This is a genomic window from Synechococcus sp. RS9916 (assembly GCF_000153825.1).
Lineage (GTDB): Bacteria > Cyanobacteriota > Cyanobacteriia > PCC-6307 > Cyanobiaceae > Synechococcus_C.
This window is the reverse complement of sequence record NZ_DS022299.1, coordinates 2,324,878-2,349,606: the sequence shown is the minus strand read 5'-3', so window position 1 is coordinate 2,349,606 and position 24,729 is coordinate 2,324,878. Positions and strand designations below refer to the sequence as shown.

Here is a 24,729-nt window from a genome sequence, read left to right as displayed (position 1 = left end):
CACCGGCGGTGGCACTGCCGCTAACGCCTCCTCATCCATGAGCTCAGTCGGTGCTGCTGGCGCTGGCGCTGGCTCCCACGGCGTTCTCCTCCAGTCCATCGGTGGTGGTGGTGGTACCGGCGGTCGTGTCATCGGCTCCAACTCCGCCACAACCACCTCCAACACCTCCTTCTCCCTCGGTGGTGGTTACACCTCCGGTGGTGACGCCGGCGGCGGCGGTTCCGCTGGTTCCGTCTCCCTCGGTCGCGCCTCGCAGATCGCCGATCTACAGATCCAAACCCAGGGCCACAACGCCCATGCCGTCTTCCTCCAGTCCCTCGGTGGTGGTGGCGGTGCCGGCGGCTCGGTGAATAACGCCTCCGCTGAAGGCGGCAACCTCAACGCCTCCTTTGCCATCGGTGGCACTGGCGGTGGCGGTGGTAACGCCTCCGGCGTCAACTTCTACGCCGATGGCACCTTCATCACCAAAGGCGACACCTCCTACGGCGTTCTCCTCCAATCCATCGGTGGTGGTGGTGGTCAGGGTGGTTCGGTCACCTCCAACGTCGCTGCAGGAACTGGCAACAAAACCGCCAATTCCTCCTTCACCCTTGGTGCCGTTGTCGGCGAAGGCGCCATCGGTGGCGGTGGTGGTAGCTCCGGTGATATCAACGGCTCCATCTCTGGAAACGTCGCCACCTCAGGTGCTGGGTCCATCGGTTTCTTTGCGCAATCCGTCGGTGGTGGTGGTGGTGCCGGTGGCTCCGTCACCAACTCCGCATCCGCCCAAGGCGAGGCCAAATTCGCGGCATCCGCCACCTTTGGCATGGGCGGCAAAGGCGGTGATGGCGGCAACTCCGGCTCCATCAACTTCCTGGTCCCCGACACACTCACCATCGTCACCGGCGGTGGCACTGCCGCTAACGCCTCCTCATCCATGGGCTCAGTCGGTGCTGCTGGCGCTGGCGCTGGCTCCCACGGCCTTCTCCTCCAGTCCATCGGCGGTGGTGGTGGTACCGGTGGCTCCGTCATCGGCTCCAATTCCGCCACAACCACCTCCAACACCTCCTTCTCCCTCGGTGGTGGTTACACCTCCGGTGGTGACGCCGGCGGCGGCGGTTCCGCTGGTTCCGTCTCCCTCGGTCGCGCCTCGCAGATCGCCGATCTACAGATCCAAACCCAGGGCGATAACGCTCACGCCGTCTTCCTCCAATCCATCGGTGGTGGTGGCGGTGCCGGCGGCTCGGTGAACAACGCCTCCGCTGGCGGCAACCTCAACGCCTCCTTTGCCATCGGTGGCACTGGCGGTGGCGGTGGTAACGCCTCCGGCGTCAACTTCTACGCCGATGGCACCTTCATCACCAAAGGCGACACCTCCTACGGCGTTCTCCTCCAATCCATCGGTGGTGGTGGTGGTCAGGGTGGTTCGGTCACCTCCAACGTCGCTGCAGGAACTGGCAACAAAACCGCCAATTCCTCCTTCACCCTTGGTGCTGTTGTCGGCAAAGGCGCCATCGGTGGCGGTGGTGGTCGCTCCGGTGACATCAACGGCTCCATCTCTGGAAACGTCGCCACCTCAGGTGCTGGGTCCATCGGTTTCTTTGCGCAATCCGTCGGTGGTGGTGGTGGTGCCGGTGGCTCCGTCACCAACTCCGCATCCGCCCAAGGCGAGGCCAAATTCGCGGCATCCGCCACCTTTGGCATGGGCGGCAAAGGCGGTAAAGGCGGCAGCTCCGGCTCCATCAACTTCCTGGTCCCCGACACACTCACCATCGTCACCGGCGGTGGCACTGCCGCTAACGCCTCCTCATCCATGGGCTCAGTCGGTGCTGCTGGCGCTGGCGCTGGCTCCCACGGCCTTCTCCTCCAGTCCATCGGCGGTGGTGGTGGTACCGGTGGCTCCGTCATCGGCTCCAACTCCGCCACAACCACCTCCAACACCTCCTTCTCCCTCGGTGGTGGTTACACCTCCGGTGGTGACGCCGGCGGCGGCGGTTCCGCTGGTTCCGTCTCCCTCGGTCGCGCCTCGCAGATCGCCGATCTACAGATCCAAACCCAGGGCCACAACGCCCATGCCGTCTTCCTCCAGTCCCTCGGTGGTGGTGGCGGTGCCGGCGGCTCGGTGAATAACGCCTCCGCTGAAGGCGGCAACCTCAACGCCTCCTTTGCCATCGGTGGCACTGGCGGTGGCGGTGGTAACGCCTCCGGCGTCAACTTCTACGCCGATGGCACCTTCATCACCAAAGGCGACACCTCCTACGGCGTTCTCCTCCAATCCATCGGTGGTGGTGGTGGTCAGGGTGGTTCGGTCACCTCCAACGTCGCTGCAGGAACTGGCAACAAAACCGCCAATTCCTCCTTCACCCTTGGTGCTGTTGTCGGCAAAGGCGCCATCGGTGGCGGTGGTGGTCGCTCCGGTGACATCAACGGCTCCATCTCTGGAAACGTCGCCACCTCAGGTGCTGGGTCCATCGGTTTCTTTGCGCAATCCGTCGGTGGTGGTGGTGGTGCCGGTGGCTCCGTCACCAACTCCGCATCCGCCCAAGGCGAGGCCAAATTCGCGGCATCCGCCACCTTTGGCATGGGCGGCAAAGGCGGTAAAGGCGGCAGCTCCGGCTCCATCAACTTCCTGGTCCCCGACACACTCACCATCGTCACCGGCGGTGGCACTGCCGCTAACGCCTCCTCATCCATGGGCTCAGTCGGTGCTGCTGGCGCTGGCGCTGGCTCCCACGGCCTTCTCCTCCAGTCCATCGGCGGTGGTGGTGGTACCGGTGGCTCCGTCATCGGCTCCAACTCCGCCACAACCACCTCCAACACCTCCTTCTCCCTCGGTGGTGGTTACACCTCCGGTGGTGACGGCGGCGGCGGCGGTTCCGCTGGTTCCGTCTCCCTCGGTCGCGCCTCGCAGATCGCCGATCTACAGATCCAAACCCAGGGCCACAACGCCCATGCCGTCTTCCTCCAGTCCCTCGGTGGTGGTGGCGGTGCCGGCGGCTCGGTGAATAACGCCTCCGCTGAAGGCGGCAACCTCAACGCCTCCTTTGCCATCGGTGGCACTGGCGGTGGCGGTGGTAACGCCTCCGGCGTCAACTTCTACGCCGATGGCACCTTCATCACCAAAGGCGACACCTCCTACGGCGTTCTCCTCCAATCCATCGGTGGTGGTGGTGGTCAGGGCGGTTCGGTCACCTCTAACGTCGCTGCAGGGACTGGCAACAAAACCGCCAATTCCTCCTTCACCCTTGGTGCCGTTGTCGGCGAAGGCGCCATCGGTGGCGGCGGTGGTCGCTCCGGTGATATCAACGGCTCCATCTCTGGAAACGTCGCCACCTCAGGTGCTGGGTCCATCGGTTTCTTTGCGCAATCCGTCGGTGGTGGTGGTGGTGCCGGTGGCTCCGTCACCAACTCCGCATCCGCCCAAGGCGAGGCCAAATTCGCGGCATCCGCCACCTTTGGCATGGGCGGCAAAGGCGGTGATGGCGGCAACTCCGGCTCCATCAACTTCCTGGTCCCCAAAACACTCACCATCGTCACCGGCGGTGGCACCGCTGCTAACGCCTCCTCATCCATGGGCTCAGTCGGTGCTGCTGGCGCTGGCGCTGGCTCCCACGGCCTGCTCCTCCAGTCCATCGGCGGTGGTGGTGGTACCGGTGGCTCCGTCATCGGCTCCAACTCCGCCACAACCACTTCCAACACCTCCTTCTCCCTCGGTGGCGACGGCTCCTCCGGCGGCTCCGGTGGTGGTGGCGGTTCCGCTGGTTCCGTCTCCCTCGGTCGCGCCTCGCAGATCGCCGATCTACAGATCCAAACCAGTGGTGACAACTCCAATGCCGTCTTCCTCCAATCCATCGGTGGTGGCGGCGGTGCCGGCGGCTCGGTGAACAACGCCTCCGCTGGCGGCAACCTCTCCGCATCGTTTGCCATCGGTGGCCAAGGTGGTGATGGCGGTGCTGCAGGTGTGGTGTCGGCCTACCTCGATGGCACCTTCATCACCAAAGGTGCCTCCTCCTACGGTGTTCTCCTCCAGTCCATCGGTGGTGGTGGTGGTCAGGGCGGTGCTGTCACCTCCAACGCATCCGCCTCTGCTACGTCAGCAAACTCCAAATTCAGCCTCGGTGCTTCCGTTCCCATCGGTGGCGCCGGCGGCAGTGGCTCCTGGGGCCAGACCGTTCAAGGCAGCATCAGCGGTGCCATCCAAACCGCGGGTGACAGCTCCATCGGCTTCTTTGCTCAATCCGTCGGTGGTGGTGGTGGCGCTGGTGCCTCCGTCACCAACTCCGCCACCGCCTCGGGCAGCTCCAGGCTTCAGGCTTCCGCCTCCGTCACGATGGGCGGAGCCGGTGGCTCCGGTGGCTCCGGCGGTCAGGTCGCCTTCAACGTCCCTGAAGACCTCACCGTGATCACGGGTAATGCGTCCACAGGCACCGGTGCTGGCGCCCACGGCCTGCTCCTCCAGTCCATCGGTGGTGGCGGTGGCGCGAGCGGCTCGGTGCTCTCCAGCAATGTGGCAACCGGCACCTCAAATACCTCCTTTACCCTCGGCGCCTCTGGTGCTCTGACCCGCTCTGGCGGCAATGGCGGCAGTGCCTCTTCCGTCTCCCTCGGCCGCGCCTCGCAGATCGCGGATCTCACCGTCCAAACCAGCGGCGATGCAGCCCATGCCCTCTTCCTTCAGTCCATCGGTGGTGGTGGTGGTGCTGCAGGCTCCATCAACTCCGGCTCAGCCAGCGGCAACATCTCCGCTGCTATGGCCATGGGTGGATCCGGTGGCAACGGCGGACAAGCGGGCAGCGTCAGCCTTTTTGCTGACGCCACGCTGCTGACGCAAGGTGCTGGCTCCTACGGCGTTCTCCTCCAATCCATCGGTGGTGGTGGCGGTCAGGGCGGATCGATCACAGGCAACGCCTCCGCGTCTGCTGAGTCTGCTAACGCCAAATTTGCCTTCGGGGCCGACGCGTCCAAAGCGGGTGATGGCGGCGTTGGTGGTCAGGCCGCTGATGTCAACGCCCGTCTCTCCGGCAACATCTCCACCACAGGCACCCAGGCCATTGGTGTCTTCGCGCAATCCGTTGGTGGTGGTGGTGGTGCTGGTGGCTCCATCACCAGCTCGGCGACCAACTCCGGCAACGCCACCTACTCCGCTTCTGCCACCTTCGGCTTTGGCGGCAAAGGCGGTAACGGTGCCTCCGCAGGTGACGTGTCTCTGATCACGAATGCCGGCAAAACCCTGACCGTGTCCACAACCGGTCAATCCGCGAAAGGCATCCTTCTCCAATCCATCGGTGGTGGCGGTGGTCAGGGTGGTGCCATTCACAGCAACGCCACCAGCAGCACCACCAACGCCACACTCGGTGGACTCGGGGTCGGTGAATCTGGCGCTGGTGGCGCCGGCGGGAACAGCGGCACCGTCTCCCTCAACGCCGCTGATCTGATCATCCGCACCACTGGCAACAACGCAGTCGCTCTCCTCGCCCAATCCATCGGTGGTGGCGGCGGTTCCGCTGGCACGAACGTCAACAACGTTCAAGGCGGAAACATCGGCATCAACGTCGGCATCGGTGCCTCCGGTGGTGCCGGCGGCAACTCAGGTGCCGTCAACCTCAACATCCAAGACGGCACCATCCTCACCAGCGGGAACAACGCCACAGCCCTCTATGTCCAGTCCGTCGGTGGTGGCGGCGGCAGCAGCAGCAGCTTTGTCGGTGGGTCCTCCGCCTCCAACATCGCCATCAACGGCACCATCGGCGGCTCTGGTGGCGCCGGCGGTAACTCCGGAAGCGTCACCATCGTGAACGCCGCTGACATCCAGACCCTTGGCGACAACGCCGTCGCCATTTACGCCCAATCGGTCGGTGGTGGTGGTGGTGAAACCTCCATCGCCGCGCCCTCATCGTCCGCTGACAACACCATCAGCGGAAGCCTTCAGGTCGGTGGCTCAGCCGGTGGCGGAGGCAGCGCCAGCAATGTCTCTGTTACGAACCGCGGGCTTGTGATCACCAAAGGCAGCCAGTCCCACGGTGTCTTCTCTCAATCCGTTGGTGGTGGTGGCGGTCGCGTCTCCATCGCAACGCAAACCGCATCAGAAGGCACTGAGGCCTCCATCTCCTTTGGTGGCTCAGGTGGTGATGGCGGTGACGCCGGCAATGTCTCCGTCACCAACTCCGGCCTGATTGATGTCAGCGGTCCTGCCGCCTATGGCATCTATGCCCAATCGGTCGGTGGCGGCGGCGGCTCCCTGTCCAGCACGGCTGCCATGAGCGCGTCCCTTGGTGGCTCTGGTGGTGGCGGCGGCAACTCCGGAAACATCACCATCACCAACGCCGCTGGCGCTGACATCGTCACCCGCGGTGACAACGCCGTTGGTGTCTTTGCTCTCGCCATCGGTGGTGGTGGCGGTGACATCGGTGCCAGCCAAGATTCCCTCAGCCTCGGTGCATCCGGTGGCAAGGGCGGTAACGCCGGAAATATCACCATCACCAACAACGGCAATATCACCACCTTGGGGGATGGCTCCTACGGCGTCGTCGCCAAATCGATCGCTGGTGGTGGTGGCCGTGCCACCGCCAACATCAATGAAGGCACCCTTAGTCTTGGTGGTTCCGGCGGCTCCGGCGGTACGGCAGGCACGGTCACCCTCCGCAACACCGGCAACATCGCCACCTACGGCACCTCCTCCATCCCCGTCTATCTCAGCAGCGTTGGCGCTGGTGGTGGTGACGTCCAATCCGGTTTCGGTGATGCCACCCTCGGCAGCAACGGTGCCACTGGTCAGTCCGGAAAATCCACACTCATCAACACCGGCACACTCCTCTCCAACAACGCCTTCTCGCCGGCCATCCTTCACCAGGCCGTCGGTGGTGGGGGTGGCTCCGCCGATTCCGCCAACGGCACTGTCGTCATCGGTTCCGCCAACGCCACGAGCATCCAATCCGCGCAGGCCATGACCCTGCGCAACGAGGGCAGCCTGATCACCCTCGCCCAGTATTCGCCCGCCATCTTTGCCCAAGCCATCGGTGGTGGTGGTGGTCGCATCGCCCAAACCTCGGGCGGCAACGTCACCATCGGCAGCACCGATGCTGCAGCCTCGGCTGACCTCAGCGGTGGATCAATCAACATCTCTTCCACCGGCAAAGAGCTCATCACAAAAGGCGACTACAGCCAAGCCCTCTCCGCCCAATCGATCGGTGGCGGTGGCGGTTGGGTTGGAACCGTCCAAGGCAACCTCATTGTTGGTGCGCAGAACAGCGCTGCTCCCATGGATAGCGGCTCCATCACCGTCACCAACCGCTCGCTGATCTCCACCTCAGGTAACATTTCACCTGGCATCAGCCTCCAGTCCATCGGTGGTGGTGGTGCCTACACCGGCCAGATCGGTGGAGCTGCACAGCTCGGCAGCATCAGCAGCTCCGGCAGCCAAAACGCAGGCAAGGTCTCCCTCACCAACACGGGCTCGGTGCAAACCACCGGTAACTTCAGCCCACTGATCAACGTCCAATCCATCGGTGGTGGTGGTGGTCGCACCGGTGATATCGGCACCACCCTCAACCTCGGTGCCGTGAACCTCATTGGCGCATCCGCCAATGGCGCTGATGTCACCGTCAACAACACCGGTGAACTCCTAATCAGCAAAGGCCTCAGCTCTCCAGCACTCCTCGCCCAATCCATCGGTGGTGGTGGTGGTGCTGCAGCTGAGGTCACCGGCAACGTGACGATGGGTGCCAGCGGCACCGGCATCGCCAACGCCGGCTCGGTGCGCGTCACCAACTCCAGCAAGATCCAAACCTCCGGCAACAACTCCATCGGTCTGCTAGCCCAGTCGATTGGTGGTGGTGGTGGTGTCGCCGGCCTCTCCGCTGGTGATGCCGTCATCCTTGGCGGCTCCCTAATCGGCAATGCCTCCGGTAGCAGGGTCTCTGTCACCAACACAGGTGACATCACCACTACGGGCATCAATGCCGCTGCCTTCCTCGCCCAATCCATCGGTGGTGGTGGTGGTGCCGCTGCCAAGTCCCTCGGGTCCCTCAGTCGTCTCGGCGCCAGTGCCGGAGACATCGCCGACGCCGATTCTGTCTCGGTCACCAACCGGGGCAAACTCCAAACCTCGGGCAACGGCTCACCTGCTCTGATGGTTCAATCCATCGCCGGTGGTGGTGGTTACATCGCGGAAACCAACGCCCAGGCCAAATACAACGTCACCCTCGCCGGTAGCAACCTCACCTCTGCGAACGCAGGCGACGTCTCTGTCACCAACAACGCTGCATCCGTCATCACCGTCGGCGCCTACAGCCCAGCCCTCGTCGCCCAGTCCATCGGTGGTGGGGGTGGTTGGTCCCTGCTCCGAAGCACCCCCAATGCCCAGCTCGGCAGTGAAGCAGGATCCTCACTCCGGGGCGGCAACGTCACCCTCACCAGCACCACAGAAACCCTCGGATCCACTGCTGCCTTCTCCACTGCGGCAGTCATCCAATCCGTCGGTGGTGGCGGTGGTGTCACCGGCAGTGCCCTTGGCAATGTCACCCTCGGCGCATCCCAAACCACTGGCAACCTCAGCTCCGGTTCCGTCACCGCCTCACTCACCAGTGATGCCATCACTGAAGGGCAGAATTCCGCAGCGATGGTCGTTCAGACCATCGCTGGTGGTGGTGGCCTTGGTGCTGAAGTGACCGGTAACGCCACCCTCGGCATGACCAGTGCTGCCAGCAGCACTGCCAATGCTGGTTCGATCTCCTTCCAAGGCAAGGGCAATCTCATTGCCACCAAGGGCATTGATTCACCCGGCATCGTTCTCCAGTCCATCGCCGGTGGTGGCGGCTGGCTTGGGAACATCGGCGGCAATGCCGCACTGGGCGCCTCCCATATCGGTGAGGCCAATGCTGGTGCCATCCAAGCCACTATCAATTACGACTCCATCCAAACTGCAGGTGAAAACTCCACTGGCCTCCTGGCCCAGTCCATCGGTGGTGGTGGTGGTTTTGTTGGTTCCACCAGTGGCTCATCCCTCACCCTGGGCAGCACCGTCGCTGCCAGCAGCTCCAGTGACACCGGTGAAATCACTCTGCTCAACAGAGCAGACATCACCACGATTGGCATCAACTCCGCTGCCCTCATCGCCCAGTCCATCGGCGGTGGTGGTGGTGCAGCAGCCACGAACGACGGTGACAGCATCCGCATGGGCTCGATCTCAACGGCAGTGGATGCCAGTGCACTCCCACTGATCAAAACCGGCAACGTCACGGTCACCAACACCTCCAACCTCCGCACCAGTGCCATCGGCTCAGCCGCACTGCTCGCCCAATCCATCGCCGGTGGTGGCGGTTACATCGCCGAAACGAGTGGCAGTGATGAATACACCATCACCTTTGGCGCCAATGGCAACATCAACGCCACTGCAGGCGATGTCACCGTCAACAACTCGGGCGAATTACTGTTCACAGCTGGCAACTACAGCCCCGCAATCGTCGCCCAATCCATCGGTGGTGGCGGTGGTTTTGCCCTCATCTCCGCCAAGAGTGGCGGCAGCACGCGCATCGGCTCGATCAACAACGGCCTCGGCAAAGCCAACTCAGGCAACGTGTCCGTCACCAACAACGCTCTTCTCTACACACAAGGCAACTTCTCAACTGCTCTCACCGCTCAAACCATCGGTGGTGGTGGTGGTGTAATCAACTCTGCTGCAAGCAGCCTCGAACTCGGCACCAAAAATCACAAAGGGGCTGCAGCTGCAGGAAACATTGATGTCACCAACACCAATCTCGTCCAGACCGATGGCAATTACTCCAGCGGCATCATCGTTCAAACCATCGGCTCCGGTGGTGGCTTCATCGCCGGTTCCAGCGGTGGATCGGCCGTTCTTGGTGCTGTTAATGGCCTCAGTGACACTCTCGGCAACTCAGGTGATCTGACACTCAATTCAAAAGGCAAATCCATCAAGACCTCTGGCTCGGCAGCAACAGCAATCCTGGCCCAGTCGATCGGTGGTGGCGGTGGTTTCGTTGGGGCAACCAAAGATGGGGCAACCCTCGGCGGCACAAGACTGGCCAATATCAGTGCCGGGAACGTCACTGTCAGAAACTCCAGCACGATTTACACCTCCGGCAGGACATCGGCAGGCCTGTTTGCCCAATCCATCGGTGGTGGCGGTGGATTCATCGGCACCACAAGCAACGAGAATGTCGACCTTGGCGGAGAGAAGCTGAGAGACGCCGTTGCGGGCAACATCACAGTCGCCAACTCAGGTGACATCACAACGACTGGAGTCAACTCAACACTTCTTGCCGTACAGAGCATTGGTGGCGGGGGCGGCAAAACAACCCTGACCGAAAACACGCCCACAGCATCAGCGGGCTCAGTCATCACCCTCGGCGATCAAAACTCTGTTCGCTCAAGAGGGGGAAGCATCACCGTCACCAACAGTGGCAACTTGCGATCAAGTGGAAGAAGCTCCACCGCAATCGCAGTTCAATCCGTCGGCGGCGGTGGCGGCATTCTGAAGAGACTCAACGTCAATCCACTGGGTTCCGATTTCCAACTCGGCTCAACACAAAACAAAGACGGATCTGGCGGAAATATCGAATTGCGCAATACCGGCCAATCAGTCATCACGCAAGGTGACTTCTCCCGAGCAATACTGGTTCAATCCATTGGCGCTGGTGGCGGTTGGCTTGCAGGATCACACCTGTATACAGGAACGGCAATTCTTGGTGCTGTTCAGCCATCCGGAAAAGCTCACGGTGGTGAACTTAAGGTTGTTAATAAAGCCGACATCACCACTGCTGGCCTCAGTTCAGGTGGAATCACCATTCAGTCGATCGGGGGCGGTGGCGGCCTGATTGGCCGTCAGGCAGGCAGCATCACCATGGGCCTGAACAAAGGCAGTGGCATTACAGATGGGGGCTCAGTTGACATCAACAATTCTGGCTTTATTAGCACTAAAGGAGAAGACGCTCCAGGGCTCTTGGTACAAAGCATCGGAGGAGGAGGAGGTCGCGCCAATCGCTATGAAAGCAATGCTCAGCTTGGCCTGACAGGGAATGGCGGACAACTCCAGGCCAAGAGCGGCAACATCAACTTGAGAAATTCTGGCGATTTTATTACGACTGAGGGGTACAACTCACCAGCTATTGCAATCCAAACAATCGCTGGTGGCGGGGGCTACATTGGCAGCCAACTCACTAAAGACCCGTCAAATCTGACTGGAAGCGTCGGGGCCGGAAAATACCTGCGTGATAGCGAGGGAAAACCCATCGCTGACGTTCGTGACGACGTCATGATTGCGGGCAACATTGATGCCAGCAATTCGGCAGATCTGAAGACCACAGGTGAAATCTCACCAGGCCTCGTAGCCCAATCCATCGGTGGCGGTGGCGGCTACGCAGGCGGAATGAACGCTGACATCATTACCCTGGGCACGAATGGTCCAGTTACAACAAAAGCCGGAAATCTCACGGTTAACAATACTGGCACCATCAGCACCACTGGAAGAGGATCAGGAGCGCTACTCACGCAATCCATCGGTGGTGGCGGTGGATTCCTAAGTTCACAAACCATGAATGAAATGTTCATGGGATCCCTTTACACCAACGAATCCACTAGCGGAAACGTTCAACTCACCAATAGCGGCAGCCTTTACACAGAGGGAGTGGGCTCCATTGGCCTGCTCGCTCAATCAATCGGTGGTGGCGGTGGCGTCAATGCTTATTCCGAGATTGAAGACCTCGAAGCTGGAGCATCTAATGACAGAATTTTCCTTTCGGGCTCTGACGCCAAGAACTCTGGATCAGGCAATATCACTGTCACTAACACAAGCACTGTTATCTCAACCAAAGGGAAAGGTGCTCCCGCAATGCTCATTCAGAGCGTCGGTGGTGGTGGTGGATGGGCAGCTCTTGCCAATGCTGATGCAAGCAACCTGCGCCTTGGCAGCGACTATGGATCGAATGGCAATGGTGGCGATATTAATTTCACCAATACCGCCGACATTGCCACACTAGGTTTCTATTCACAGGCAATTCGCATTCAGAGCGTCGGTGGTGGCGGTGGCGCCATTGCCGCTAGTGGCAACGAAATCCGTTTCGGATCGAAGGCCATGGCTGGCAAAAGCAGTGGCGGTGCTATCAAGTTCACCAACTCCGGAAGCATCTCTACAGAAGGGAATGGCTCTACCGGAGTCAACATCATGAGCCTTGGCGGAGGCGGCGGCACCATCTTTGGCATCGCCACCGATACCACCACTTTCGGCACCAATTCGCCTGATCTCACCATTAATGCCAACGGTGGCGACCTGGAGATCAAGAACACCGGCACCTTCATTACAACTAAGGGAGAGTCAGCCAGCGCCATCCTCGCCATCAGCGGTGGTGGAGGCGGCGGCTTCCTCTCTGAAGTACAAGGCAACCTGCTCGGCGGCGCCAACACCCAAGGGGATACCAAAGGCGGCTCCATTACCTTGACCAACTCAGCCACACTTTCCACCACCGGGGCAGGCTCAATCGGCCTTGCGGCCATGAGTCATGGTGGCGGAAGTGCTGTCACTGGTCCCGTCAGCGGGGGCAACGAGCTGATTGCGATCGGAAGTATTGGGTCTTCTGACAGCTCCTCCGGTGATCTTTCCATCACCAATAACGCATCAATCAGCACGGCAGATGACGCTGCCCCTGCACTTCTTCTCCAATCGATCGCTGGTGGTGGTGTCTATGCGCCCATCGCCTCCGACCCTGATTTCATCTGGCTCGGCAACTCTTCTAAGGATGGGGCTATTAATAACGGCGGATCAATTACTTTGACCACTAAAGGCAATATTCTCACCCAGGGCGTCGGCTCTCAAGCCCTGATTGCTCAGTCCATCGGTGGCGGTGGCGGATTCTTTGGAGATATAGCACCCAACGCAACAGGCGAAAGTGCAGCCCTGCTTGGCAGCCAAGGCTACAATGACAAGAAGTCAGTAGAATTAGCGACCATTTGGCAAAACGAATGGCTCAAATTTACCAGCAAAATCACTAAGACTGATCCTAATTGGCTCAAAAACCTAGACAATCTCGACGCGACTGATAAGATCCTCCGTGGTGAAATCATCGGTCTTGGTGGTGGTGGCGATGCTGCCTCGATCGACATCAATATCTCCGGCGATCAATACCGCACAGAAGGAGACAACTCGTCCGTTGTTCTCCTCCAAAGCATCGGCGGTGGCGGCGGTTGGCTCTTACTCGATCAAGGCAACAACTACACCTTCCTTGGATCACTGGATTCGAAAGGCGGCGTTGGTGGTGCTATTAACGCCACAACCGAGCTCGATCTGATCAGTCTTGGCGCCAATTCACCCGCATTTGTTGCCCAATCCATCGGCGGCGGCGGCGGCGCCACCGGCGACTCCAATCTGATGGCTCGCATTGGCAGCACCAGCGCACATGGCAACAACTCTGCCGGTGATATCACCATCGATCACAACGGCACCATCAGCACAAAGGGCATCTTCTCCAGTGGCCTGCTCGCCCAATCCATCGGTGGTGGTGGTGGCCTCTCCGGATCCATCTCCGGCGCCGTCAGCATGGGTTACAAGCAAAACGACGCCGACTACCAAGCCAAAGGCGGCTCGATCACTCTCACCACCGCCGGCGGGATCAGCACCGCTGGCAATCACTCCCCAGCCCTCGTTGCCCAGTCCATCGGAGGCGGCGGTGGTTGGGTGGCCCAGGCGGGTGGTCAAGTCGATTTGGGCAGCTTCAGCATTACCAACAACAGTGATGTCTCCGCTGGTGCCATCTCGATCACTTCCAGTTCTGATCTCGTTACCCAGGGCGACAACAGCACCGGTCTGCTGGCTCAGTCCATCGCTGGCGGGGGCGGTTTCCTTGGAATCAACACGACCATCTATCGCACCAATCTCGGTGGCAAGCGCGCCGGCACAGCCAATGCCGCTGACGTCACCATCAACAACTCTGGGTCCATCACCACGTCGGGTAACAATTCCGCGGCACTCCTCGCCCAGTCCATCGGTGGTGGTGGGGGTTCAGCTGCCCTCACAGGCTCCCCTGACCTCTCCATCACTAAGGACAACAAGCTCTCTCTCTCCGCGACTGGCACCGCCAGCAGCCTTGGCGGCAATCTCAATGTCAGTAACACCTCCAACCTGATCACCAGCGGCAACGGCTCACCCGCGCTCCTCCTCCAGTCCATCGGTGGTGGTGGTGGTGTAGTGCAGGCTTTGAATAGCGCTGCAGTTCACTCCATCCGCTTTGGCTATCTCAATGCGGGCCAAACCCCTAAGGGCGCCGCCTCCTCCGCTGGAGCCATCGAATTCACCTCCACAGGCGGCAGCACCATCGCTACCGCTGGCAACCGCTCCGCTGCTGCGATCCTTCAGTCCATCGGCGGTGGCGGTGGCTGGGCCCTCATTGACAGCCTCACCACCTCAACCCTCGGCGCCAAGGGCACCGAGCAAGCCACCGGTGCTCCGATTACTGCCAACGTCAACGGCACTCTCCAAACCACCGGCAACACCTCCCCTGGCTTTGTCGTCCAAACCATCGGTGGTGGTGGTGGTTTTGCCGGCAATGTCTCCGGCAACGCCACCCTCGGCGGCCTCAATCTCTCCGGTGCCAACGGCATCGCTGGCTCCAGTGATGCACTCATGCCCATCGCCTGTCGCTTTGGATCCTGTGAGGTCCAAACCGTCGATCAGGCCGTCCTTGTCGACATCCAAGGCGATCTCATCACCACCGGTGTCACCTCACCGGTCATGCTCGTTCAAGCCATCGGTGGCGGTGGCGGACGCCTCGGCACCGTCACCGGGAACGCCACCCTCGGCATGTCCCTCAGCTCCGGTGACAACGACGGCGGTGCCATCCGCGTCGTCAGCAACGCCGGCGCGTCTCTCTCCTCCCGCGGCAACGATTCCGCTGCTCTTGTCATTCAGTCCATCGGTGGTGGCGGCGGCACCGTCAACTCCATCGGCGGTAACGCCACCCTCGGCGGCACTGGCGCCGGCACCCTCCGCGCCGGCGCCATCACCCTCAACGGGCCCTTTGCCGCTGCAACCCAAGGCATCAACTCCCCCGGTGTCGTCCTCCAGTCCATCGGTGGTGGTGGCGGCCTTGCCGCTGATGTCGATGGCGACCTCATCTCCTTTGGCACCTCCAGCACCGCTGACACCTCCGCCAGCGATGTCACCGCCATTAGCGCCAACTGGCAGATCAGCACCCAAGGCCTCAACTCCCCTGGCCTCATCCTTCAATCCATCGGTGGTGGTGGTGGTGTCGCCTACACCTCCTCCGCTTCCGTCAACCTCGGTGGTGCGGTCATCGGCAACACCAGCTCTGGTGACCTCAGCCTCACCTCCAAATTCAACTCCCGCATCCAGACCACCGGCGTCTCCTCTCCCGCACTCATCGCCCAGACCATCGGTGGTGGTGGTGGCTACGTCGGCGGTGACGGCACCGGCCGTGGCGACACCGTCACCCTCGGCGGCACCGGTCAGCAGATCGGCAGCAGCGGCTCCATTGATCTCTTCTTCAGTGGCGGCAGCACCCTCATCACCACAGGCCTCCAGTCCCAAGGCGTCATCGCCCAGTCCATCGCTGGTGGTGGTGGCTTCACCTCACAAAACGGCAAGACCATGCGCCTCGGCGTCAGCGGCGGCACGGGCAATGCCGGCAGCGTGCTCATCACCCACCAGGGCACCATCTCCACCTCTGGCAATTACTCCGAGGGCCTCATCGCCCAATCCATCAGCGGTGGCGGCGGCAACGCCGGCTCCAGCAGCCTCGCCCTCTCCATGGGCGGCATCGATGCCTTTGGCGATGCCAGCGACGTCACCGTCAACAACACCGGCGGCACCATCGTCACCGCTGGTGACTACAGCGCCGGTGTCGTGGCCCAATCCGTCGGCGCAGGCGGTGGTCGCATCGGCAGCGCCAGCGGACAGCTCACCCTTGGTGGCGACAACGCCTCCGGTGATGCCGGCAACGTCACCATCAACAACACCGCTGGCACCATCGCCACAGCCGGTGACTACTCGCCCTCCTATCTCATGCAATCCGTCGGTGGCGGCGGCGGCATGGTCGGCCTCGGTGATTCCACCGCAAGCGGAACCGTCATCCTCGGCGGCGGCACCAATGGCACCGCCGGTTCCGGCGGCACTCTCACCCTCGTCGAAGGCGGCGGCATCCTCCAGGCCACAGGCCTCTTCTCTCCTGGCGTCATCCACCAGTCCATCGGTGGTGGTGGTGGTTGGATCGGCAGCGTCCCCGCTGGCACCGTTCAACTCGGCGGCCTCACCACTGGCAAATCCACGGGCGCTGATCTTGAGCTCACCCTTCCCTTTGCTGTCGCCACCTTCGGGGCCAACAGCCCAGGTGCTCTCCTCCAGTCCATCGGCGGCGGCGGCGGCATCGTCGCTGATGTCGGCGGCGACGTCGTCATCGGCGGCACCCAGCAGCTCGGCGTCGATGCCTCCGCTGGCGACCTCAACTACACCCAGCTCTCACGCACCATCTCCACCGCCGGCAACGACAGCCCAGGCGTCGTCCTCCAGTCCATCGGTGGTGGTGGTGGCCTCCTCGGCGCTGTGGATGGCAGCGTCATCACCGGCAGCACCTCCGCAGAAGGCAGCGATGTCCGCGGCGGTGCCATCACCGCCACCAGTGCTGCTCCCATCTCCACATCGGGCGTCAGCTCCCCTGGCTTCACCATCCAATCCATTGGCGGCAGCGGCGCACTCATCGGCAGTGCTCCCACCTCCGTCACCGCAGGGGGCTCTGGCTTGGGTGATAGCCGCTCCGGGGCCATCAACTTCACCAACTCCGGTGCCATCTCCACCGCCGGCATCAACTCCTCCGGTGTGATCCTCCAGTCCATCGCCGGCGGCGGCCTCTACACCACCTCCGCGGGTGGCAACGCCATCCGCCTCGGTGGCTCGGTCATCGGCACCAATGACAGTGCCGCCATCTCCTTCTCCACCACAGCACCCATCGCCACCGCCGGCAGCAATTCCGCTGCCGTCGTCGCCCAGTCCATCGCCGGTGGTGGTGGTGCCGTCTTTGGCCTCGCGGATGCCTCCGCCACCACCCTCACCCTCGGCGGCAGCAATGCCACCGACAACCAGGCCAGCACCATCGATCTCGCCATCACAGGGGACCTCTCCACCTTTGGTGACTTCTCACCAGCGCTGATCGCCCAGTCCATCGGCGGTGGTGGTGGTTATGCGCCACTGCCCTCCGCCTCCGCCACCCTCGGCTCGATCTCCAGCATCAACCTCGACGCCGGTGCCATCACCGTTGACCTCAACGCTGATCTGCGCACCACTGGCTTTGGCAGCGACGGTCTCCTCCTCCAGTCCATTGGCGCTGGCGGTGGCGTGGCTGGAGCCACCACCACCTCCCTCACCATGGGCGCGTCGGCTCTCGCCAATGGCGATGCCGCAGACATCACCATCAACACCACCGGCACCATCACCACCACCGGTGATCAATCCATCGGCATCTCCGCCCAATCCATCGGCGCCGGTGGTGGTCGCGCTGGCACCGCAGCCGGATCCGTCACCCTCGGCGGCAATGGCGCCACCGGTAACGCCGGCAACGTCACCCTCAACCTTGCTGCCAATGGCGGCAACGGCTCCATCCTCACCACCGGCACCCAATCTCCCGCCTTTGTCCTCCAATCCGTCGGCGGCGGTGGTGGTCTGGTCTTCCCCAGCACCAACACCAGCAGCGGTGATCTCCTCCTCGGTGGCGGGGACCTCGGCACCTCCGGCAGCGGCGGCACCGTCGCCTTCACCGCCGGCGGCAGCAGCTCCATCCTCACCACAGGTGCTGGATCCAGCGGCCTCACCTACCAATCCATCGGTGGTGGTGGTGGCTACACCGGCAGCACCACCGCCAATGCCCAACTCGGTGGTCTCTACCGCGCCACCTCCACTGGCGCTGCGCTCACCCTCGCCAGCCAAATTGATTCGGCTACCAACGGCATCGATGCCTCCGCTCTGCTGATCCAATCCATCGGTGGCGGCGGCGGTCGCGCCGGCGACATCGGTGGCACCGCCGTCCTCGGCGGCACCTCCACCAATGCCCTCCTCACTGCACCCGAGGCTCAGGCCGGCGCCCTCTCCATCACCCTCAATTCCAACCTCAGCAGCGCCGGTGATCGCAGTGCTGCGGCCATGCTCCAAACCATCGGTGGTGGTGGCGGCACCGCAGGCGCCATCGGCGGCGATGCCACCCTCGGCGGCCTCGGCACCGGCAACCGCTCCGCTGGAAACCTCACCATCACCGCCGACAACCGCATCAGCTCCGCTGGCAGCTTCTCCCCCGCGCTCCTCGCCCAGACCATCGGCGGCGGTGGCGGCAGCGTCGACACCGTCGGCGGCAACCTCACCCTCGGACGCACAACAGCCCTCACCGAGCCCAACACCGGCAACACCTCAGCAGGTGACCTCAGCCTCACCGTCAACTCCGCAGCCCAGATCCTCTCCACCGGTAACACCAGCCCGGCACTGATCGCCCAGACCATCGGCGGTGGCGGCGGCTACGCCGCATCCACCACTGGCACTGTTCAGCTCGGTGCTGGCGGCGCTGGCACCACCGCGGCCAATGCCGCTGCTGGCGCCATCTCCTGGAGCAACGCCGCTGGCGGCACCACAGAAGAAGTCACCGAGCTCGGCATCGTTCCCATCACCACCGCCGGCATCGCCACATCAGGCAACCTCTCACCCGCTGTCGTCCTCCAGTCCATCGGCGGCGGTGGTGGCTACACCACCGGCGGCACCAGCGTCAGCTTCTCCGCCGCTGGCCACGCAGGCACCTCCACCAGCTCCGGTGACATTGAGGCCACCAACACAGGCATCATCTCCACCACCGGTGACAACAGCTTTGGTGTGCTCCTCCAAACCATCGGTGGCGGCGGTGGTGTCGGCGGATCCTCCACAGGCGCCGTTTCCCTGAGCAACACCAACGCCAACTCCAGCTCCGGCAACATCACCTTCACCAACTCAGGCACCATCGCCACATCCGGCACCGGCTCCCACGCCGTGGTCGCCCAAACCATTGCCGGCAGTGGTGGTTTCGTCTTTGGCGGCGCCAGAAAGGAAAACGCCATCTCCTTGCTCGGCAACCCCACAGGCAGCTCCGGTGACATCACCGTCAACAACTCCGGCACCATCAGCGCCTCCGGTGACGGTGCAACAGCGCTCCTCTTCCAGAACGCAGCAGGCGGCGCCTACCTCTACCAAAACGCAGGCGGCTTTGTCTCCAACATCACCCAAGGCGCCACCGATGGCTTAGCTCCAGCTGGTCAGGTCGTCGTCATCAACACCGGCACCATCGTTGCCACAGGCCAAGGCGGCGTCGGCATCACCAAGAGCACCAGTGATCTCAGCGGCAACCTCCGCGTTGACAACGCAGAAGGTGCCGTCATTCAAGGCGGCGATGGTGGCTCCGCCATCAACCTCCCCACCGGCGATGTTGAGCGCATCAACAACTACGGCACCATCATCGGCGGCAGCGATGGCAGCAGCGATGCCATCACAGGCCCTGGCGGCCCTGATGAGATCAACAACTACGGCACGATCTCCGGCGACATCATCATTCCCGGTCTCACCAGAAACATCTACAACGCACCCGGGGCACGACTCGAGTCCAACCTCGTGCTCGCCAACGGCAACGTCACCCTCACCCAGCGCGGCACTGTCAACCCAGGTGGTGAATACCGCATCGGCAACCTCAAGGTCTACGCCAACTACGAGACCACTGACACCTCCCTCTATGAGGCTGATCTCGTCCTCCGCTCCGGCGAGACCGACAACCTCACCACCCACTACCGCGCTGACCTCAACGGCACCGTTGAGCTCCTCGCCAACCAGGTCGGTCAGGCCATGCCTGGCACCTTCATCTCACAAGGCATCATCAATGCCCAAGAAGGCATCACCATCGGTGATCTCAAACTGATCGCCCCCAAATCAGCCGTTGCCTCCTTTGGCTTTGATCTGATCGAGAACCGCACCGATCTCGCCTTTAAGTACACCGTTGACTACGCCCCCAAGGGCCTTGATCCCAACTCCACCGCCGTCGGCAAGGCCGTCAACACCATCCAAGCTGCAGGCAGCACCTCGGCCTTCAATTCCACGGCCGCGCTGATCTTTGCCCAAGAGACCACCAAGGAGCTCAACTCCCTCTACCGCCAGCTCTCTGGCGCCACCTCCGCCGCCTTCCCCCAAGTCGCCCTCGCCACCGGTCAGGCCTTCCAAGCTGAGGTCCAAGAGACTCTCGATTCCGCCGTCCTCTCCCAGCTGCAGCGCTGCATCCTCAACGTTCAATCCCTCAAGCCCGGCGACACCTACACCGGTGATCCCGCCGATTGCGGCAAGTGGCGCACTTGGGTCAATGCCGGCGGCTCCGATGCCACCACACCGGGCAGCGGAACCTCAGACCAATCCGGTTACAGCACCAATGCCTTCAATACCTCCGTTGGCGCTGACACCCTCGTCGGGGACAACACCCTGATCGGTATCGCAGGGCGCTTTGACAACCTCTGGACCACCACCACAGAGCCCACCACATTCGGCAAGACCGAGGGCTGGAGCGGCATGCTCTACGCCAAGCAGCGCCTCACCCCAGCCACCTGGCTCTCAGGCTCCTTCTCCGCTGGTGGCTTCTCCACCGACATCACCCGTCAGGTCAACATCCCCGGTTACCCCTCCACCGAACAAGGCTCATCCAGCAGCACCGCCATCGGCGGCAGCCTCCGCCTCAGCCACCTCATCGACACCGGCAACCAGGGCAGCCTCACCCCATCCCTTGGCCTCAGCTGGCTCCAGCTCAACCAAGCCCAATACTCCGAAACCACCACCTCCAACAACACCGCCTACGTCCAGCCCGGTAACCCGCTGATCAAGACCCCCAACCCCGGCAAGGCCAGCTACGCCCTCACCTACGACGCCGCCACCTACAACTCGATCCCCCTCGAGATCGGTCTCTCCTACAAGCAACCCTTTAAGGCAGGATCCACCACCCTCATCCCCCGCATCTCCCTTGGGTATGCCTGGGATCTCGGCAACACCAACCGCTCGCTCACCGCGCGCTTTAACTCCGCTCCCAAGGGATCCTTCACGGTCGACGGCACACCAGCGCCGTCCTCCTGGTTCAACGTCGGACTCGGCCTTGATCTCGCCATCAATGACCGCTTCTCCGTCTACATCAACGGTCTCGGTCAGCTCTCACCTTCCAGCACCCAATCCATCAACTACGGCGGCGGCTTTAGGTGGTCGTTCTGATCCACTAATCAACAACAACAACCGCTCAACCAACCACGGGGCTGGCATGAAAATTCCAGCTCTCGCCATCCTCAAGCCATAACTCCCACGCCATGCGGCTGCCATCCCTCAGCCGCAACTGACCACCAAATCCTGCGGGGGACAGTTCCGGAAACGCACACAAATTCCCGCTGGGGATCCACTTTCGGCAATTAAGACCAAATCCATCCGGTGACAGGGCGAGGACTGCACACCAACCAAAGCAAGCAACGCACGCAAGGAAGTAGAGGTCTGCGTGAAAATAAACTCAGCAAATACTCAGACAATGAAAAAGCTACTGGCAGCAAGCTGTGCAGCAATAGCAACCGCACTAAGCCTTCAGTCACCCGCAAACGCAGAGAGCACCGTCGACGCAACTGGTAGCGGCATAGGCTATTTCGTTACCACCGTCACACCCCCAGGAGGCAGCTCGAGGCTCGACCTCTACAAAATGGGCACTGACGGAGTTGCCACACAAGTCTACGAAAATATTTTTCCAAACAGCTCGCTAAACACCTTCGGTGCTTCTGATTACACAGTTAACACAAAGAACGGGAAAATTTACTTCCTGGAACCGCCTGGAGGACAAGCAGAGAGAAAAATCAGAGTTTGGGACATCAAAACAGAAAAGTTTGAGGGCTATACAACTATCGACGGCCTTCCATCGGGCGGAAGCCCAATGTTTATCGAGTATCCAACAATTCTCGACGATATCGTCCAAAAAACCTGCACAACGTCTTCTGACGAATGCACAAGTTCCGACCCTTCCAAGGTGGTACTTGGTGGAAGCGGAGATTCATCCATTGCGGTAATCGACAGCGAAGGCCTCTCGGTTGGCGGCAAGAGTATGGTGAGCCGCAAAATCAATGCAGACGGCGACGAAGAAGTTCACATTGGCGAGAACTCCTTAGTCACCGTTGAGTCAAATGGTGTTCAAAAGCTCTACGCCACCGATGCAGAAGGAAAGAAAATTCCAATCAACATCACCGAAGGCTCTGACCTTCAAATCAATGGCGTGAGCGTACAAGGCCAGCTTGACCAACACACAGTCGACATTCAACGCAACACCCGTTCAATCAACGACAACACAGCGGCAATCAAAAAGAACAGCCAGTCAATCAACGACCTTCAAGATGATGTGAATGCCCTCGGCTCCGGCGTTGCCGGCGCGGCAGCACTGTCAGCTGCTCTTTCTTCTCTGCCCACCGTCTCCGACGATGCCCCCTTCTCCTGTGGTGTTGGCACCGGGGGATACAGCAGCCGCTACGCAATGGGCGTTGGTTGCGCAGCACGCCTGAACGAACGACTTTCTTTCAATGCAGGCGGTTCGGTGTTGTTTGGGGGATCCAGCGATTACGGCCAGGGCAGCCTCGACACCGTGGCAGGACGCGCAGGCTTTGTGTTCAAGCTGGGAACAATCACCCCCTCAAACAACAACCAAACCAATGCACAGCTGCAATCCAAACTGAAGGACGTCGAGACTAAAAACGCAGAGCTGGCCTATCAGCTGGACAGCCTTCAACAACGGCTGAACCAACTGGAAGCTCTTGCTACAGGGATGACAGCACCCAAGGTGATGGCCACAACAACCGTTACCTCAGGTCAATAAAACCATCTCTTACCAAGATTGATAGACAACTCGGCCCAGCAGCTCCCGCATCGCGCGGGAGCTGTCGTCCAAGGCCCTAGCAGTCGGCAACCACTGGGTGGGATCGGTCCACACGGCACCTGCCCAACGGCCACGAGCTTGAAAATCAACAGGGAAGGGCTGCACCACCAACCCCTGACGCTCAAACAAGCGCTGAGCGCGGCGCATGTGAAAAGCACTGGTCACCAGGATGATACGCCCAGAAGAAGCATCCTGATCAGAGAGCTGAGACCCTGATCCAGCCATCAAAAGCCGGCGGATCGCAACAGCTTCCTCCGCTGTATTCACCACCGGGGGAGTGCTGGCCATTGCAGCAGTGGGAACTCCCAACGCCGCTGCCTCCTTCAAATACAAAGACCCTTCCGGTGGCTGACCAGGCAGAAATGGACTGGCTCCTCCGGTGAACAGCAATCGCGGTGCTTTGCCAGCACGAAAGAGATCCACACCAGTAAGGAAACGGTCTGGATCGTGCCACTCACTAACCTGGGAAGCACCAGGGGCAGGGTGCCGAGCTCCACTGAGCACCACAATCGCATCAGCCTTGGATGCAGCAGAGACCAACTGCCTTTGCCATGGTGATTCCAACCAACGCCACAGCAGTTGACTAACGATGCCCAGAGACGACACCCAAAGCAACACCACTGCAACGATCACCGGCCAACGCCGGCGCCCGATCAACCCCACCAGCAGCAGGATTAAACTGAAGCCGAGCGGCAGCATCGCCAGAGGCAGGATTTTGCTGAGTAGATAACTCATCAACTGCAGGCCAAAATCCGGTGCGTCAGCTCAGCAGCTGGCGAAACCAACGAATTGTGGGATCCAAGCCCTGCTCTAAAGCAACCGAAGGGGTCCAACCCAGCTCACGTTGAGCCAGACCGATATCGGGTCGACGCTGGCGTGGATCATCGGCAGGAAGAGGTTCTTCCATCAGCGGCAGATCTGGATTGATTCGGCTTCGCACCTGCTCTGCCAGCTGGCGGATCGTGAACTCATTGGGATTCCCCAGATTGATCGGCCCAATGTGATCCCCATTCATCAAACGGATCAACCCTTCGATCAAATCGTCGACGTAGCAAAACGAACGGGTTTGACTTCCATCGCCATAAAGCGTCAGCGGCTCATTGCGCAGTGCTTGCACAATGAAATTGCTCACCACACGGCCGTCATCGGCGAGCATGCGCGGGCCGTAGGTATTGAAGATGCGGGCAATGCGAATTTCGCTGCCATGCATGCGCCGGTAATCAAAGCAGAGGGTTTCAGCGATGCGTTTTCCCTCGTCGTAACACGCTCGCGGGCCAATCGTATTCACACAGCCGCGATACATTTCGGGCTGAGGATGAAGCTCTGGATCGCCATACACCTCACTGGTGGAGGCCAACAAAAGCCGTGCCTTCACCCTGCGGGCCAAGCCCAGCATGTTGTAGGTGCCGAGAAAACTCGTTTTAGCCGTCTTCACCGGATTGGTCTGGTAGTGAATCGGTGAAGCTGGACAGGCCAAATGCCAAATGCGATCCACCTCGAGCTTGATCGGCTCAGTGACGTCGTGACGGATCAACTCAAAGCGGGGATGGCCAATCCACTGGGCGATATTTGCCTTACGTCCAGTGAAATAGTTATCGAGACACAACACCTCTTCACCGGCATGCATTAAGCGATCAACGAGATGTGATCCAAGAAAACCCGCACCGCCGGTTACTAAGTTGCGAACAGGACCAGCGGGCATAGCAAACAAGCATTGGCCTGAGCTTATCGAGGCAACTTAATCATTAAGACTCCTGCAGCAAATTGAACACTCCCTAGCGTCCAGTAAGTAAGCACTGGC

At 61.2% G+C, this 24,729-nt stretch carries 4 protein-coding genes; 2 read left to right on the top strand and 2 right to left on the bottom strand.

Features of this window, described 5'->3' with window-relative positions; translation table 11 throughout:
- Positions 1-37 precede the first annotated feature (37 nt).
- Positions 38-21,241, top strand: coding sequence for an autotransporter outer membrane beta-barrel domain-containing protein (locus RS9916_RS14620; protein WP_038023751.1), 21,204 nt, complete (start codon positions 38-40; stop codon positions 21,239-21,241).
- 304 nt (positions 21,242-21,545) lie between these two features.
- Positions 21,546-22,868, top strand: coding sequence for a YadA C-terminal domain-containing protein (locus RS9916_RS14155; RefSeq protein ID WP_083773064.1), 1,323 nt, complete (start codon positions 21,546-21,548; stop codon positions 22,866-22,868).
- A gap of 9 nt (positions 22,869-22,877) precedes the next feature.
- Here RS9916_RS14155 and RS9916_RS11780 read toward each other — a convergent pair whose 3' ends face one another.
- Both RS9916_RS11780 and RS9916_RS11775 read right to left on the bottom strand, forming a co-directional pair.
- Positions 22,878-23,663 carry a YdcF family protein gene (locus tag RS9916_RS11780; RefSeq protein WP_007099660.1) on the bottom strand — a complete coding sequence of 262 codons (786 nt, stop codon included), beginning with the start codon at positions 23,661-23,663 and terminating at the stop codon, positions 22,878-22,880.
- 25 nt (positions 23,664-23,688) lie between these two features.
- Positions 23,689-24,630 (bottom strand): UDP-glucuronic acid decarboxylase family protein, encoded by a 942-nt coding sequence (locus RS9916_RS11775; RefSeq protein ID WP_038023746.1) that lies wholly within the window; start codon positions 24,628-24,630, stop codon positions 23,689-23,691.
- Between the last annotated feature and the right edge of the window lie 99 nt (positions 24,631-24,729).

Excerpts from the sequence above, each read along its gene's own strand:
- RS9916_RS14155 (WP_083773064.1), top strand. The coding sequence starts at position 21,546 with ATGAAAAAGCTACTGGCAGCAAGCTGTGCAGCAATAGCAACCGCACTA.
- RS9916_RS11780 (WP_007099660.1), bottom strand. The coding sequence starts at position 23,663 with ATGAGTTATCTACTCAGCAAAATCCTGCCTCTGGCGATGCTGCCGCTC.
- RS9916_RS11775 (WP_038023746.1), bottom strand. The coding sequence starts at position 24,630 with ATGCCCGCTGGTCCTGTTCGCAACTTAGTAACCGGCGGTGCGGGTTTT.
- RS9916_RS14620 (WP_038023751.1), top strand. The coding sequence starts at position 38 with ATGAGCTCAGTCGGTGCTGCTGGCGCTGGCGCTGGCTCCCACGGCGTT.